At 72.5% G+C, this 14,468-nt stretch carries 10 protein-coding genes and 1 riboswitch; of the genes, 9 read left to right on the forward strand and 1 reads right to left on the reverse strand.

The features are described 5' to 3' along the window. Positions 1–69 precede the first annotated feature (69 nt). Positions 70–1,296, forward strand: a complete 1,227-nt coding sequence (locus tag ACOFKS_RS00485) for an NAD(P)/FAD-dependent oxidoreductase (RefSeq protein WP_419807291.1) — start codon at positions 70–72, stop codon at positions 1,294–1,296. A gap of 33 nt (positions 1,297–1,329) precedes the next feature. On the opposite strand, the gene ACOFKS_RS00490 is transcribed toward ACOFKS_RS00485, so the two are convergent. Continuing rightward, positions 1,330–1,758, reverse strand: a complete 429-nt coding sequence (locus ACOFKS_RS00490) for a DUF3597 family protein (RefSeq protein ID WP_419807292.1) — start codon at positions 1,756–1,758, stop codon at positions 1,330–1,332. A 141-nt stretch (positions 1,759–1,899) separates the two neighbouring features. Between ACOFKS_RS00490 and ACOFKS_RS00495 the strand changes: the two genes are divergently transcribed. The 8 genes from ACOFKS_RS00495 (at position 1,900) to ACOFKS_RS00530 (ending at position 14,267) form a co-directional block, all read left to right on the forward strand. Continuing rightward, positions 1,900–3,885, forward strand: a complete 1,986-nt coding sequence (locus tag ACOFKS_RS00495; RefSeq protein WP_419807523.1) for a TonB-dependent receptor — start codon at positions 1,900–1,902, stop codon at positions 3,883–3,885. A gap of 4 nt (positions 3,886–3,889) precedes the next feature. After that, a riboswitch (cobalamin riboswitch) is annotated at positions 3,890–4,086 on the forward strand. Positions 4,087–4,182: 96 nt separating this feature from the next. Further along, complete coding sequence (locus ACOFKS_RS00500; RefSeq protein ID WP_419807293.1) at positions 4,183–6,183, forward strand: TonB-dependent receptor plug domain-containing protein; 2,001 nt, start codon at positions 4,183–4,185, stop codon at positions 6,181–6,183. Further along, a complete protein-coding gene (locus tag ACOFKS_RS00505; protein ID WP_419807294.1) occupies positions 6,180–7,052 on the forward strand; it encodes an ABC transporter substrate-binding protein in 873 nt (290 codons plus the stop codon). Before ACOFKS_RS00500 ends, ACOFKS_RS00505 begins: the two co-directional genes overlap by 4 nt. Beyond that, complete coding sequence (locus tag ACOFKS_RS00510) at positions 7,049–8,005, forward strand: FecCD family ABC transporter permease (protein WP_419807295.1); 957 nt, start codon at positions 7,049–7,051, stop codon at positions 8,003–8,005. Before ACOFKS_RS00505 ends, ACOFKS_RS00510 begins: the two co-directional genes overlap by 4 nt. Continuing rightward, positions 7,996–8,748, forward strand: a complete 753-nt coding sequence (locus tag ACOFKS_RS00515) for an ABC transporter ATP-binding protein (protein WP_419807296.1) — start codon at positions 7,996–7,998, stop codon at positions 8,746–8,748. The genes ACOFKS_RS00510 and ACOFKS_RS00515 overlap by 10 nt, the downstream gene beginning before the upstream one ends. A 117-nt stretch (positions 8,749–8,865) precedes the next feature. Next, on the forward strand, positions 8,866–11,973 hold the full coding sequence (locus tag ACOFKS_RS00520; RefSeq protein WP_419807524.1) for a DEAD/DEAH box helicase: 3,108 nt from the start codon (positions 8,866–8,868) through the stop codon (positions 11,971–11,973). Positions 11,974–12,004: 31 nt separating this feature from the next. Next, the gene (locus ACOFKS_RS00525) at positions 12,005–13,159 is read left to right on the forward strand and encodes an acyl-CoA dehydrogenase family protein (RefSeq protein ID WP_419807297.1); all 1,155 of its coding nucleotides are present in this window, start codon (positions 12,005–12,007) and stop codon (positions 13,157–13,159) included. Positions 13,160–13,211: 52 nt separating this feature from the next. Further along, the gene (locus tag ACOFKS_RS00530; protein ID WP_419807298.1) at positions 13,212–14,267 is read left to right on the forward strand and encodes an enoyl-CoA hydratase/isomerase family protein; all 1,056 of its coding nucleotides are present in this window, start codon (positions 13,212–13,214) and stop codon (positions 14,265–14,267) included. The last annotated feature ends 201 nt before the right edge of the window (positions 14,268–14,468 follow it).

Genomic DNA, 14,468 nt, shown 5'->3' on the forward strand with positions numbered 1-14,468 from the left:
GGACGCCGCCGCCCGGTGAGGACGGAGCGCGGCTTGCCCGACCACCCCGGTCGGCGCTACCGCCGCGCGATGACAGCTTACGATGTCCTCATCGTCGGTGCCGGGCATGGCGGCGCCCAGGCTGCGATCGCGCTGCGCCAGCAGAAGTTCGCCGGCTCGATCGCGATCGTCGGCGACGAGCCCGACCCGCCCTATGAGCGTCCGCCGCTGTCCAAGGAGTATCTGTCGGGCGACAAGAGCTTCGAGCGGCTGCTGATCCGCCCGGTGGCGTTTTGGGCGGAGCGCGACGTCGCGTTGCTGCTCGGGCGGCGGGTGACGACGATGGACCCGGTGGCGCACACGGTCGCGACCGACACCGGCGAGACGCTCGGCTATCGCCACCTGATCTGGGCCACCGGCGGCGCGCCGCGCCGGCTGGTCTGTTCCGGCCATGATCTGGTCGGCGTCCACACCGTTCGCACGCGCGCCGATGCCGACCGGATGCGCGCGGAAATGGCGGGTGTCGCCGGTGCGGTGGTGATCGGCGGCGGCTATATCGGGCTGGAGGCGGCGGCGGTGCTGGCGAAGGCGGGCAAGCGGGTGATCGTGCTGGAAGCGCTGGACCGCGTGCTGGCGCGCGTCGCGGGCGAGCCGCTATCGCGCTTTTACGAGGCCGAACACCGCGCCCATGGCGTCGAGGTGCGGCTCGAAGCGCGGGTGGCGTGCATCGAAGAGCGCGACGGTTATGTCGCCGGCGTCCGGCTGGCCGATGGCGAGGTGCTGGCATGCGAGATGGTGGTGGTCGGCATCGGCATCCAGCCGGCGGTGGCGCCGTTGCTGGCGGCGGGGGCGGACGGCGATAACGGTGTCGCGGTCGATGGCCGGTGCCGCACGTCGCTGGTGGACGTGTTCGCGATCGGCGATTGCGCGCTCCACGCCAACGGGTTCGCCGATGGTGCCGCCATCCGGCTCGAGTCGGTCCAGAACGCGACCGATCAGGCGGCGGTGGTCGCGAAGGCGCTGACCGGCATGCCCGTCGATTACGACGCGGTGCCGTGGTTCTGGTCGCACCAATATGATCTGAAGTTGCAGACGGTCGGGCTGTCGATCGGCTACGACCGTCTCGTCGTGCGCGGCAGTCCCGCCGCACGCAGTTTCTCGGTCGTCTACCTAAAGGGCGGCGCGGTCATCGCGCTCGACTGCGTCAACGCGACGCGCGACTATGTGCAGGGCCGGCGGCTGGTCGTCGAGCGCAGCGTCGTCGATCCTGCCGCGCTCGCCGATGCGGCGACCCCGCTGAAGGAACTGGCCGGGTAGGGCCGGGAACGCTAACGCCCCGGCCCGGCACCATCAGTCGCGCAGGTCGGCGGGCACCTTGCCGCCGTTTTCCGCCAGCTTCTTCCACACCGCCTTGCTGAGCGCGATGTTCTGTTCGGCGGTGCCGTCGTCGCCGGCATGGACACCCAGCTCCTGCGCCAGTTCCTTGCGCGCGGCGAGGCTCGAGTCGAGGTCGAGCAGCTTGAGCAGATCGACGATCGAGGTCTTCCAGTTGCCGCCATGGCCGGGCTTGGTCGCGGCCATCTGCGTCAGCACCGCCTCGACGTCGACCGGCTGCGCGGCGGGCGCCTGCTGCACGACGGCGGCGCCCATCGCCGCGCCGGCGGCGGCACCGGCGTCGGCTGCGGTCGGGGCGGGCTGCGGCTGCGGCGCGGCGGGGGCCGCCGCCGGTGCCTGACCGGGATGGAAGATCTTGCCGAAGATCGTGCCGAGGATGCTCAATGGTCTTCTCCAGATGTGTGCGGCTGAACGAGCCACCGCCTTATGTTGTTGCACGCGGTCGGGGCATCGGTGAGGGAGCCCGCCGTGCGACACACTCTCCTCATCCCCATCCTCGGGCCCATCCTCGCACTTGGCCCGGCCATGGCGGCGGCCCAGACGACGCCGGAGGTGGTCGTCACCGGCCGTGGGCTGGACGATGCGCCGGGCGATCGGGCGTTCGACATCGTCACGGTCGATCGGGCGACGATCGCCGCGAACCCCGCCGACCGGCTGGAGTCGGTGCTCGCCGACGTCGCCGGGCTGCAACAGTTCCGGCGGTCGGACTCGCGTTCGGCCAACCCGACCAGCCAGGGCATCACCTTGCGCGGGCTCGGCGGCAATGCGGCGAGCCGCGTGGTGCTGCTGGTCGACGGGGTGCCGCAGGCGGACCCGTTCGGCGGTTGGGTCGCGTTCCCCGCCTATGCGCCCGACCGGCTCGGCCGCATCCGCGTGACGCGCGGCGGCGGCAGCGGCGTGGCGGGGCCGGGCGCGCTGGCGGGGACGTTGGAGATCGACAGCGCCGGGCCGGAGGGGCCGAGCGCCCGCCTGAGCTATGGCAGCCGCGATTCGCTCGACGTCTCGGCGGGTACGGCGCTGGTACGGCCGGGCGGGTTCGCGACGCTGTCGGCGGCCTATGCGCGCGGCGACGGGTTCGTGCCGGTGGTCCAGCGCGGCCCGGTCGACCGGCCGGCACCCTATGAACAGGGCTCGATCGCGGCGCGGACCGTGCTGTCGCTCGGGACGACCGAGCTGCAGGTCAACGCCAGCGGCTTCACCGACCGGCGCGAGCGCGGCACGGCGTTCACCGACAACCGCAGCGAGGGCGCGGATGCCAGCGCCAGGGTGGTCGGACGCGGGCGGTGGGCGTGGTCGGCGCTCGCCTATCTCCAGACGCGGACCTTCGCGTCGCGCTTCGCGGCGATCAACGCGGCGCGCACGACAGCGACGCCGACGCTGGACCAGTACAACACGCCCGCGACAGGGCTGGGCGCGCGGATCGAGGTGCAGCCGCCGCTCGGGACCGGCGTGACGCTCCGGCTTGGCGCCGATCTGCGCGACGTGGAGGGGCGGACGCAGGAGCTGTTCACCTTCGTCGCCGGTGCACCGACCCGGCGGCGCGTGGCGGGGGGCGAGAACCGGACGGCGGGGCTGTTCGCCGACGGCAGTCTGGAGCGCGGCGCGCTGACCGTCACGGCGGGCGGGCGGGTCGATCGCTGGACGATCGCGGACGGTTTCCTGTCCGAGCAGACGCTAGCGACCGGCGCGACGCTGACCGACGCGCGCTATCCGGACCGGTCGGGCACGGAGGCGACCGGACGCGCGGGGCTGGCGTGGCGGGTCGCGTCGCCGCTCAGCCTGCGCGCCGCCGCCTATCGCGGCTGGCGCCTGCCGACGTTGAACGAGCTGTATCGGCCGTTTCGTGCGGGGGCGGACGCGACCGCCGCCAACGCTGGCCTGACGCCCGAGCATCTCGACGGGGTGGAGGCGGGTGCCGAGCTGCGCCCGCTTCATGGCGCGCGGCTGGCGGCGACGGTCTTCGACAACCGCCTGACCGGCGCGATCGCCAACGTCACGGCGGGGCAGGGGCCGGGCATGTTTCCGCAGGTCGGTTTCGTCGCGGGCGTCTATCGCGTCCGCCGCAACCTCGACGCGATCCGCAGCCGGGGTGTCGAGGTCGATGCCGAGTGGCGGCCCGGCGCGGTCGGCGCGCGGCTGTCGTGGGCGCACACCGACGCGCGCGTCGAGGCGTCGGGCACGGCGGCGGCGCTGGACGGGTTGCGCCCGGCGCAGGTGGCGCGCGATCAGCTGTCGGCGACGCTCGACTGGCGGCACGACGCGACCGCCGCCGCGCTGACGCTGCGGCATCAGGCGCGACAGTTCGAGGACGACGCCAATACGCGGACGCTGGCACCGGCGACGACGCTGGACGCCTATCTGGCGGTGCCGCTCACCGGCGCGCTGGCGGTGGAGCTGCGCGGCGAGAACGTCACGGACACGCGTGTCGAGGCGGGCATTCCCGCAGCCGGTGTGATCGAGCGCGCGACGCCGCGCACGCTGTGGCTGGGGTTGCGCCTGCGCCCGCGTTGAGCCTACAGGCGCGGCCGTGACGGGTGCCCGGCGACGGGCTCAAAAGGGAAGTCCGGTGCCTTTCAGGCCAGGCCGGCGCTGCCCCCGCAACTGTGACCGGATAGCGGTCGTGCCACGATGCCACTGGGGTCCGCTCCGGGAAGGCGGCACGAACGCGGCGACCCGGAAGCCAGGAGACCTGCCCGTCACGGTCGATCCTTCGCGCGCACGGGGTGTGGCGGGCGGACGAGGGCAACCTCGCGCGAGCGACGCCGAAGAGCGTCCGCTGTGGCCGCTCGCGCACCGAAGGTATGTCCGTTGTCCGATCTTCTCTTCCATGTTCCTGCACGAGCAGGAGCCCGCCGCTTCACCTGGCTTGCCGCCGCACCGGTGCTGGCAAGCGCGCTGGCGCTCGTTCCGCCCGCCCGCGCGCAGACGGCGGCGTTCGTTCCCGAGTATTCGGGTCAGACCCCGGCCGAGGCGTGCGACCTTTGCGACGTCGATCCGGCCGGCACCCGCCTGCCCGTTATCGTCACCGCCCGGCGCGTGCCGCAGCAGGCGTCCGAGACCGGACAGGCGGTCACCGTGATCGACCGCGCCGAGATCGACCGGCGCCAGACCGTCTCCGTCGCGGACCTGCTCGCCACCACGCCCGGCGTCACCGTCAGCCGCAACGGCTCGGTCGGCGGCTTGACCACGTTGCGGATCAGAGGCGCGGAGGGTGACCAGACGCTGGTCGTGATCGACGGCATCCGCGTCAACGATCCGTCGTCGACCGGCGGCGGGTTCGATTTCGCCAACCTGCTCGCCGCCTCGGTCGAGCGGGTCGAGGTGCTGCGCGGGCCGGGGTCGGTGCCGTGGGGCAGCCAGGCGATCGGCGGCGTCGTCAACGTCCTTACCGCCGACCCCGCGCAGCTCGCGGACGGTGCGGTCAAGGCACGGGCGAGCGCCGAATATGGCTATGCGGATCAGGCCTATGCCACCGCCGGCCTGTCCGGCCGCACCGGCGCGCTGTCGGGGTCGCTGACCGCCGGCTGCCTCCGCACCGACGGCATCTCGTCGGCGGCGAGCGGCACCGAGCGCGACGGCTATCGCCAGATCGGCGCCACCGGCCGCATCGGGCTGGAGATCGCCGAGGGCATCGGCATCGACCTGCGCGGCTATTACGCCGACAGCCACCTGCGCTACGACGGCTTCGCGGACGCGCCGCCGTTCGGCCCCGCCGACGGGCCGCAGTCGGGGACGACGCAGGAACTGTACGGCTATGCCGGGGTTCATGCCGACCTCGCCGAGGGCCGGTTCCGCAACCGCATCGCGTTCACGATCGCCGATATCGACCGCGACAATTTCGACCCGTTCTTCTCCTCGATCGCGCGCGGCCGGTCGGAGCGATACGAATATCAGGGCGACTTCCGCGCGTCGGACGCGGTGCGCGTCGTCGCCGGGGCGGAGCGCGAGAACAGCCGCTTCAACGACGGCTCGATCTTCGCCGATACCGGCATCACCAGCGTCTATGGCCAGGCGATCGTCAAGCCGGTCCAGCCGCTGACGCTGACCGGCGGTATCCGCTACGACGATCATGACACGTTCGGCGGCCACACGACGCTGGGCGGCGACGCGGCGCTGGCGCTCGGCTCCGGCACGACGCTGCGCGCGAGTTACGGCGAGGGGTTCAAGGCACCGACCTTGTACCAGCTTTATTCCTTCTACGGGAATTTGGGGCTGGAGCCGGAGACGGCGCGGAGCTTCGACGCCGGCGTCCAGCAGCGGCTGCTCGACGGGCGGGCGAGCGTCGGTGTGACCTATTTCAACCGCCGGACGAAGAACCAGATCGACTTCCGCAGCTGTGTCGGCGCGGAATGCGCCGCGCAACCCTTCGGGCTGTACGACAACATCGCGCGCACCCGCGCCGATGGCGTCGAGGTGGAACTGGCGCTGCGGCCGAGCGACGCGCTGACGCTGACCGGCAACGTCAGCTATATCGACGCGCAGAACCGCTCGCCCGGCGCGAACTTCGGGCGCGACCTGGCGCGGCGGCCGCACGAGACGGCGAGCGTCGATGCCGATTACCGCTTCCCCTTCGGCCTGCGCGTCGGCGGAACGGTGACGATGGTGGGCGACAGTTTCGACAACGCCGCCAACAGCGTCCGGCTGGACGGATATGCGCTGGCGTCAGTGCGCGCGTCGCTGCCGCTCGGCGAACGGATCGAGGTCTATGGCCGCGTCGATAACGTCGCGAACGAGCGCTACCAGACGGCGGCGGGTTACGGCACCTATGGCCGCGCGGCCTATGGCGGCGTTCGGGTGCGGCTGGATTGAGGGTCGCGGCGGCCCTGTCGCTCGTCGTCGCGGGCTGTCAGGCGCCGCCCGCGACGCGGGGCGGGATCGTGTCGGTGAACCCCTGCGCCGACGCGCTGCTCGTTCGCCTCGCGCCTGAGCGGATCGCGGCGATCAGCCATTATTCGCAGGACCCCGCCGCCAGCTCGATCCCGCCTGCCGTCGCGCGACGCTATCGCGCGACGGCAGGGACGGCGGAGGAGGTGATCGCGCTCCGCCCCGCGCTGGTGCTCGCGTCGTCCTTCACGCTGCCCGCGACGCGGCAGGCCTATGCGGCGGCGGGGTTGCGGGTGGTGTATCTCGACTCGCCGACCACGGTCGCCGCGAGCATCGCGCAGGTGCGTGAGGTCGCGGCGGTTTTGGGGGAGCGGGATCGGGGGGAGGCGTTGGCGGTAGAGATCGAGAACGCCTTCAAATCCTCCCCGGTACGGGAAGGGGGTGCGATGGGAAACGAAGCGCTTGCCGCCCGCCCCCTCCACCCCGGCGCGTCGCGTCGCGGTCCTCCTCCCCGTGCCGGGAAGGAGTTGAGCGCCCTTCTCTACATCTCGGGCGACCTCGCCAACGGTTCGGGCACGCTGCTCGACGAGCTGCTCCGCCGCGCCGGGTTCCGCAATGCCGCCGCCGGCTACGGCCTGACCTACAGCGGCCGGGTACCGCTGGAGCTGCTCGCCGCGCGACCGCCCGCCGTCGTGATCGCGCCCGACGAGGGCGGTCGTAGCGCCGTGCTGCGCCGCGATCTCCTCCCGCACGTGCCGCAGGCGTCCTTCCCGCGCACGCTCGTCAATTGCGGCGGCCCGGCGATCGTGCCTGCGCTGACCCGGTTGCGCGCGATCAGGGCGTCGCTCGGGTGAAGCGCACGCTGATCCTCGCCGCGCTGGTCGTGGCGCTGTTCGTGCTGTCGCTCGCCGCCGGGAAGGCGTGGGTCGCGCCCGCCGACTGGTTCGGCACCGACCCGGTCGGCCGCATCGTGCTGGAACTGAGGTTGCCGCGCGCGGTGCTCGGGTTGCTGCTCGGCGCGTCGCTCGGGCTGTCGGGCGCGGTGTTGCAGGGGTTCCTCCGCAACCCGCTCGCCGATCCGGCGGTGCTCGGCGTGTCGTCGACCGCCGCGCTCGGTGCCGTCGCGGCGATCCTGGCGGGGGCGGGCGCGACCGGCGGCTTCGTCGCGGCGATGGCAGGCGCGATGGGCGCGATGGCGCTGCTCGCGGCGCTGGCGTGGCGCGCGGCGGGGGCGGTGACGCTGGTGCTCGCGGGCACGGTGCTCGCGAGCCTCGCCGGTGCGCTGACCGCGCTGCTGATCGCGCTCGCGCCCAATCCCTATGCCATCGCGGAGGTGATCGACTGGCTGACCGGCGCGCTGACCGATCGCGGCTGGCCCGACGTCGCGCGGGCCGCACCGGCGATGCTGGTCGGCGGCGCGCTGTTGCTCGCCACCCGCCGTGCGCTCGACGCGCTGGCGCTGGGCGAGGAGGCGGCGCGGTCGCTGGGCGTGTCGCTGGCGCGGACGCAGGGTCTGGTGATCGCGGGCGCGGGGCTGGTGGTCGGCGCGGGCGTCGCGGCGACGGGGGTGATCGGCTTCGTCGGGCTGATCGTGCCGCATCTGCTGCGCCCGCTGGTCGGCGCGCGGCCCGGCGCGTTGCTGCTCCCGAGCGCGCTCGGCGGGGCGGCGCTGTTGCTCGCCGCCGACAGCCTGTGCCGGCTGGCGCCCGGCGCGGGGGAGGTGCGGCTGGGCATCGTCACCGCGCTGATCGGCGCGCCGTTTTTTCTGGCGCTGTTGTGGCGAGGGGCGGGGCGCGAATGGCGCTGACGCTCGCCGACGTGACGGTTCGCACGGGGAGCGCGCTGCTGCTCGACGGCGTGACCTGCGCCTTTGCGCCCGGCCGCGTCACCGCCGTGCTCGGCCCCAACGGCGCAGGCAAGTCGACGCTGCTGCGCGCCGCCGCCGGGCTGATCCGTGCGGACGGCAGGATCGAGGCGGATGGGACGAACGTCGCCGGCCTGCCGCCGCGCGAGCGGGCCCGGCTGATCGGCTATCTGCCGCAGGACGCCGCCGTCCACTGGAACATGCGCGTCGCCGACGTGGTCGCGCTCGGGCGCCATCCCCACGCGACCTCGGCGACCGACGACGCGGCTGCGATCGCGCAGGCGATGACCGCCACGGCCACCACCGACTTCGCCGATCGCGGCATCGCCACGCTGTCGGGCGGCGAGCGCGCGCGCGTCCTGTTGGCGCGCGTGCTGGCGGGCGCGCCGCGCTTCCTGCTCGCCGACGAGCCGCTCGCCGCACTCGATCCCGCGCATCAGGCCGACCTCGTCGTCAGGCTGCGCGCCGTCGCGGCGGCGGGCGCGGCGGTGGTCGTCGTCGTCCACGACCTGATCCAGGCGCAGCTCGCCGCCGACGACGCGGTGCTGCTGGATCGCGGCCGGATCGTCGCCGCCGGCGCGGCAGGCGCGGTGCTGACCCCCGACAACCTCGCCCGGGTGTTCGGCATCCGCCTGGGGTCGGTCGAGGCGGATGGCCGCCGGCTATGGGTGCCAGTCGGCCGCTGATCGCCTGATTGATTGACGCAGGTTGCAGGGGCGCGGTTTTGCCCCCGACTACCGGAACGCGCCGCCGTGACCCCCGTTTGTCGGCGCGAACGGGAGGTCGGATTGGCAGGCATCGAAATGGCGTCGGTCGGCGCGGTCGCCGCACGGGCGGCGGAATTGCTGGACGTGCACGACGTGCTGCTGGTTCTGGTCGACGAGCAACGCGCGGAGGCGGTCGCCGCCGCGCTGACCGCCGCCGCGCCCGCCGCGCGCGTGCTGCATTTGCCCTCGTCGGATGCGTTGCCCGGCGACGTCAGCCCGGCGTCGCCCGCGAACATCGGTCGTCGCGTCGCCGCGCTGCATCGCGTCTTCATGGCCCGCGACGCCGGCGCCCGCGTGGCGCTGGTCACCACCGCCGAGGCGGCGGCGCGGTGTCAGGGCTCGCCCGAGTCCTATGGTGTGGCGGCACCCGCCGTCGCGGTCGGTGACGCGATCGACGCGGTCGCCTTTGCGGCGACGTTGGCGGAGATCGGCTACATCCCCGATGAGCGTGTCGACGAGCCGGGCGAGATGGCCGCGCACGGCGCGACGGTGGACGTGTTCCCCGCCGACCTGGGCGCACCGGCGCGGATCGAGGTCGGCGACGGGGCGGTCACCGCGATCCGGCGCTATGATCCCGCGACGCAGCTCGCCACCGCCGAGATCGAGCGGCTGGAGGTCGGGCGCCTCTGCGAGCCGGACATCGCCGACGGCGTGACGCTGTTCGCGCACCTGCCTGACGCGACGGTGCTGCTCGATCCGGGCGCGGAGGAGCGTCGCGACCGCCTCGTCGTCCTTGCCCGCGAGGTGAAGGGCCGCACCGGCGTACTCGACGTCGCGGCGTGGGACGGGGCGCTGGCCGATCGCACGATCGAACGGCCGGAGGCGGGCGAGCCGGTCCCGCGCTTCGTCGAACGCCGCAATCCCGCGCGCGCCTTCGCGACCTTCGCCAAACCCTTGCTGGACGCCGGCGAGCGTATCCTGCTGGCGGGATCGCAGCGCGACCTGCGCTTCCTCGGCGCGCGTGTGGCGGCAACGTTGAAACGCGAGGCGCAGCCGGTCGACGGCTGGACCGCCGCGCTCGCCGCCGCGCCCGGCACGCTGTCGACGCTGGTGATGCCGGTCGAGCGGGGCTGGCGCGCGGACGGGCTGACCGTTATCGCCGCCGCCGACCTGATCGGCAGCCGCGCACTCACCGCCGATACGGGCGCCGCCGCCGATCCCTTCGCGCAGCAGGCGACCGAGCTGCGGATCGGCGACACCGTCGTCCACGAGGACTTCGGCATCGGCGTGGTCGACGGACTCGAGGAACTGCCGGACGGAGACGCGATCGCATTGCGCTACGCGGGCGACGACCGCCGGCTGGTGCCGGTGGGCGAGGCCGACCGGCTGTGGCGCTACGGCGCGGACGGCGACGCCGTGACGCTCGACCGGCTCGACGGATCGAGCTGGCAAAAGCGTCGCGGCCAGATCGCCGCCGCGATCGCCGAGAGCGCGCGCGCGCTGACCCGCCTCGCCGCCGAACGTGACGCGCGGACAGCGCCCAAGCTGGTGCCCGACGCCGCCGCGTACGAGCGGTTCGCCGCCGGCTTCGCCTTTACGGAGACTCCCGATCAGGCCCGCGCCATCGCGGCGGCGCGGACCGATCTCGCGAGCGGCAAGCCGATGGACCGGCTGGTCATCGGCGACGTCGGTTATGGCAAGACGGAGGTCGCGCTGCGCGCCGCCGGGCTGACCGCGCTCGCCGGCGCCCAGGTCGCGATCGCGGCGCCGACCACCGTGCTCGTCCGCCAGCATCTGGAGACCTTCGGCCGCCGGTTCGAGGGCACCGGCATCGAGGTCGCGGGCCTGTCGCGATTGTCGAATGCGGCGGAGAAGAAGCGCGTCAGGGCGGGGCTGGCGGACGGCTCGATCGGCGTCGTGATCGGCACCGGCGCGGTGGCCGCGAAGGGCGTCGCCTACAAAAACCTCGGGCTGGTGGTGATCGACGAGGAACAGCGCTTCGGCACCGCCGACAAGGCGAAGCTACGCGCGCTCGGCGGCGGAGCGGCACACGCGCTGTCGCTGTCCGCGACGCCGATTCCGCGCACGCTGCGGACCGCGCTGGTCGGGCTCCAGCAGCTGTCGATCATCGCCACGCCGCCCGCACGGCGTCAGCCGATTCGCACCGCCATCGCCGAATGGGACGACACCACCGTCCGCACCGCGCTGCTCCGTGAACAGGGACGCGGCGGGCAGAGCTTCGTCGTCGTCAGCCGGATCGAGGACATGGCGCCGATCGGCGAGCGGCTGCGGACGCTGGTGCCCGAGCTGACGCTGGTCGAGGCGCATGGCAAGATGCCGGTCGGCGACATCGACGAGGCGATGGTGTCGTTCGCGCAAGGACCGGACGCGGGCGGTGGCGACGTGCTGCTCGCCACCAACATCATCGAGGCGGGACTGGACGTGCCGCGCGCCAACACCATGATCGTGTGGCGCGCCGACCGCTTCGGCCTGTCGCAGCTGCATCAACTGCGTGGTCGTGTCGGGCGCGGCAGTCGGCGCGGGCAGGTGTTGCTGCTGACCGACCCCGATCACCCGATCGCGGATGCGACGGTGAAGCGGCTGAAGACGCTCGCCGCGTTCGACCGGCTGGGCGCCGGCTTCGCGATCGCCGCGCGCGACCTAGATCTGCGCGGCGCGGGCGATCTGGTCGGCGACGAGCAGGCCGGGCACATGAAGCTGATCGGGGTCGACCTCTATCAGTTCCTGCTGGTCGCCGCGCTGCGCGCCGCGCGCGGCGAGGCGGTCGACCGCTGGACGCCCGAGCTCAACCTGGGCGATACGGGGCGCTGGCCCGCCGCCTGGGTGCCGGAAGCGGAGGCGCGGATCACGCTTTACGTCCGCCTCGCGCGGATCGCCGATCAGGCGGGGCTCGACGCGTTCGCGGCCGAGCTTGAGGATCGCTTCGGTCCGGCACCGGCAGAGGCGCAGGCGCTGTTCGACCACGCCGCCATCCGCCTCGCCGCCGCCGACGCGCGGGTCGCGAAGATCGACGCCGGTCCCGCCGCGATCGCCTTCACGCCACGCCGGGACTTCGCCGGCGACGCGGCGGCGGCCGGGCTGACGGACAAGGGTGGTCGCCTGCTGTTGGCAGAACGGATCGAAGACCCTGCCGCCCGGCTCGCCCGCGTGCGCGAGGTGCTCGACACGCTGACGCCCGGTTGACGCATTGGGGCGACGCGGGCAGCAGCGTGGCATGACTCAATTCGACCTCACCGACGACCAGCGCGAGATTCAGGCGCTGGCGCAGCGTTTTACCGCCGAGCGGATCACGCCGTTCGCGGCCGAGTGGGATGAGACCGCGCACTATCCGGTCGACGTGTGGAAGGCGGCGGGCGAGCTGGGCTTCGGCGCGATCTATGTCGCGGAGGAGTCGGGCGGGATCGGGCTCGGGCGGCTGGAGGCGGCGCTCATCATGGAGGCGATGGCCTATGGCTGTCCCGCGACGAGCGCGTTCATCTCGATCCACAACATGGCGACGTGGATGATCGATCGCTTCGGCGGGCAGGCGATCAAGGACCGCTTCCTGCCCGATCTGGTCGGGATGGCGAAGATAGGCAGCTATTGCCTGACCGAGCCCGGCTCCGGCTCCGACGCCGCCGCGCTCAAGACCGTCGCGCGGCGCGTTAAAGGGCCTGGGGGCGACGAATACGTCATCAACGGCACCAAGCAGTTCATCTCGGGCGCCGGCTACAACGACGTCTATGTCTGCATGGTCCGCACTAGCGACGAAAAGTCGAAGGGCATCAGCTGCCTCGTGGTCGAGAAGGACACGCCCGGCCTGTCGTTCGGCGCGCCCGAGAAGAAGCTCGGCTGGAACGCTTCGCCGACCGCGCAGGTGATCTTCGAGGATTGCCGCGTCCCCGCCGCCAACCTGGTCGGCGCGGAGGGCGAGGGGTTCCGGATCGCGATGATGGGGCTGGACGGCGGCCGGCTCAACATCGGCGCCTGTTCGCTGGGTGGCGCGCAGCGGTGCCTGGACGAGTCGATCAAATATACCAAGGAACGGCATCAGTTCGGCCAAGCGGTGGCGGACTTCCAGAACACGCAATTCACGCTCGCCGACATGGCGACCGATCTGGAGGCGTCGCGTGCGCTGCTGTATCTTGCCGCCGCGAAGGTCACCGCCAATGCGCCGGACAAATCGCGTTTCTCGGCGATGGCGAAGCGGCTGGCGACCGACAACGGGTCGAGCATCGTCGACCGCGCGTTGCAGCTGCACGGCGGCTATGGCTATCTGCGCGATTATCCGATCGAGCGGTTCTGGCGCGACCTGCGCGTCCATTCGATCCTGGAGGGCACCAACCAGGTGATGCGGATGATCGTCGGGCGGGAGCTGACGCGGCAGTGAGCCGGCTCGAGTCCGTCGCCTGTCGCGAAGCGCGCATGGTCCGGTCGCCGGGATGACGACGGACACGATCATCGCCACCCACGACGGCGCCGTCGGGCGTCTGCGCCTCAACCGGCCGAGGGCGCTGCACAGCCTCGACCTGTCGATGGTGCGTCGGATGACGGCGGCGTTGCAGGAGTGGCGCACCGATCCCGATCTAAGCCTGATTCTGATCGACCACGCGCCGTCGCCGGACGGCGATCCCAAACTGTCCAGGGGCTTCTGCGCCGGCGGCGACGTGGTGACGATCGCCGGCGCGGTCGTTGGCGACGAGCCGGCCGCACGCGCGTTCTTCTTCGAGGAATACCGGCTCAACCACCTGATGTACGCGTTCCCGAAGCCCGGCGTCGCGTTCATGGACGGGGTGACGATGGGCGGCGGCGTCGGCATCGCCTGCCCGTGCCGTTACCGCGTCGCGACCGAGCGCACGGTGTTTGCGATGCCGGAGACGACGATCGGCATCTTTCCCGATGTCGGCGGCGGGCGTTATCTATCGCGGCTGCGCGGGCGGCTCGGCCAGTATCTGGCACTGACCGGCGCGCGGTTGTCGGGGGCGGAGTGCCGCAAGCTCCGCCTCGCGACGCATTACATCGCGTCGACGCGGCTCGACGAGGTCAAGGCGCGGCTGATCGCCGATCCGTATCGCGCCGAGGCGATCCTGGACGAGGCGGAGGCGGACGAGCTGCCGCCGATCCCGATCCTCGCGCGGCTGCCGCTGATCGACCGCTGCTTCGCCGCCGACACGCTGCCCGCCATCCTCGCCAGCCTGGACGCGGAGTCGGACCCATGGGCAGCGGAGACCGCCGCCACGATCCGCGCCAAGTCCCCCACCGCATGCGCGATCTCGCTGCGGCTGCTGGTCGAGAGCCCCAGCCAGCCGCGCTTCGCAGACGAGATGCGGATGGAATATGCGCTGATCGTCCGCGCCATCCGCTTTCCCGATTTCCGCGAGGGCGTCCGCGCGCTGCTGGTCGACAGGGACAACGCGCCGCGATGGGCGCCGCTGGCCGACACCGACCCGTTCTTCGCGCCCCTGCCGCATGACGAGGCGTGGCGTCCGCTGCCCTGACCTACCCGGCGAGCCAGTCGTGAAACGCGGCGACGCGCTTCAGGTGGCGCGTGTCGCGATGCGTCACCACCCAGAACGACCGCGTGATCGTTCGATCGGGCAGCACGCGGCTTTGGGGCATAGCGCAGGTCGGGGACGTAGCCGATCAGCGGGTGCCGAGCAGGTCGTCGACGGTGCCGCAGCCGCCGCCCGACGCATCGA

The sequence above is a fragment of the Sphingomonas sp. genome, assembly GCF_965200135.1.
In the GTDB taxonomy this organism is placed as follows: domain Bacteria; phylum Pseudomonadota; class Alphaproteobacteria; order Sphingomonadales; family Sphingomonadaceae; genus Sphingomonas.

Coding starts and splice junctions, on each gene's coding strand:
- ACOFKS_RS00530 (WP_419807298.1), top strand. CDS start 13,212: ATGACGACGGACACGATCATCGCCACCCACGACGGCGCCGTCGGGCGT.
- ACOFKS_RS00515 (WP_419807296.1), top strand. CDS start 7,996: ATGGCGCTGACGCTCGCCGACGTGACGGTTCGCACGGGGAGCGCGCTG.
- ACOFKS_RS00495 (WP_419807523.1), top strand. CDS start 1,900: ATGGCGGCGGCCCAGACGACGCCGGAGGTGGTCGTCACCGGCCGTGGG.
- ACOFKS_RS00525 (WP_419807297.1), top strand. CDS start 12,005: ATGACTCAATTCGACCTCACCGACGACCAGCGCGAGATTCAGGCGCTG.
- ACOFKS_RS00485 (WP_419807291.1), top strand. CDS start 70: ATGACAGCTTACGATGTCCTCATCGTCGGTGCCGGGCATGGCGGCGCC.
- ACOFKS_RS00520 (WP_419807524.1), top strand. CDS start 8,866: ATGGCGTCGGTCGGCGCGGTCGCCGCACGGGCGGCGGAATTGCTGGAC.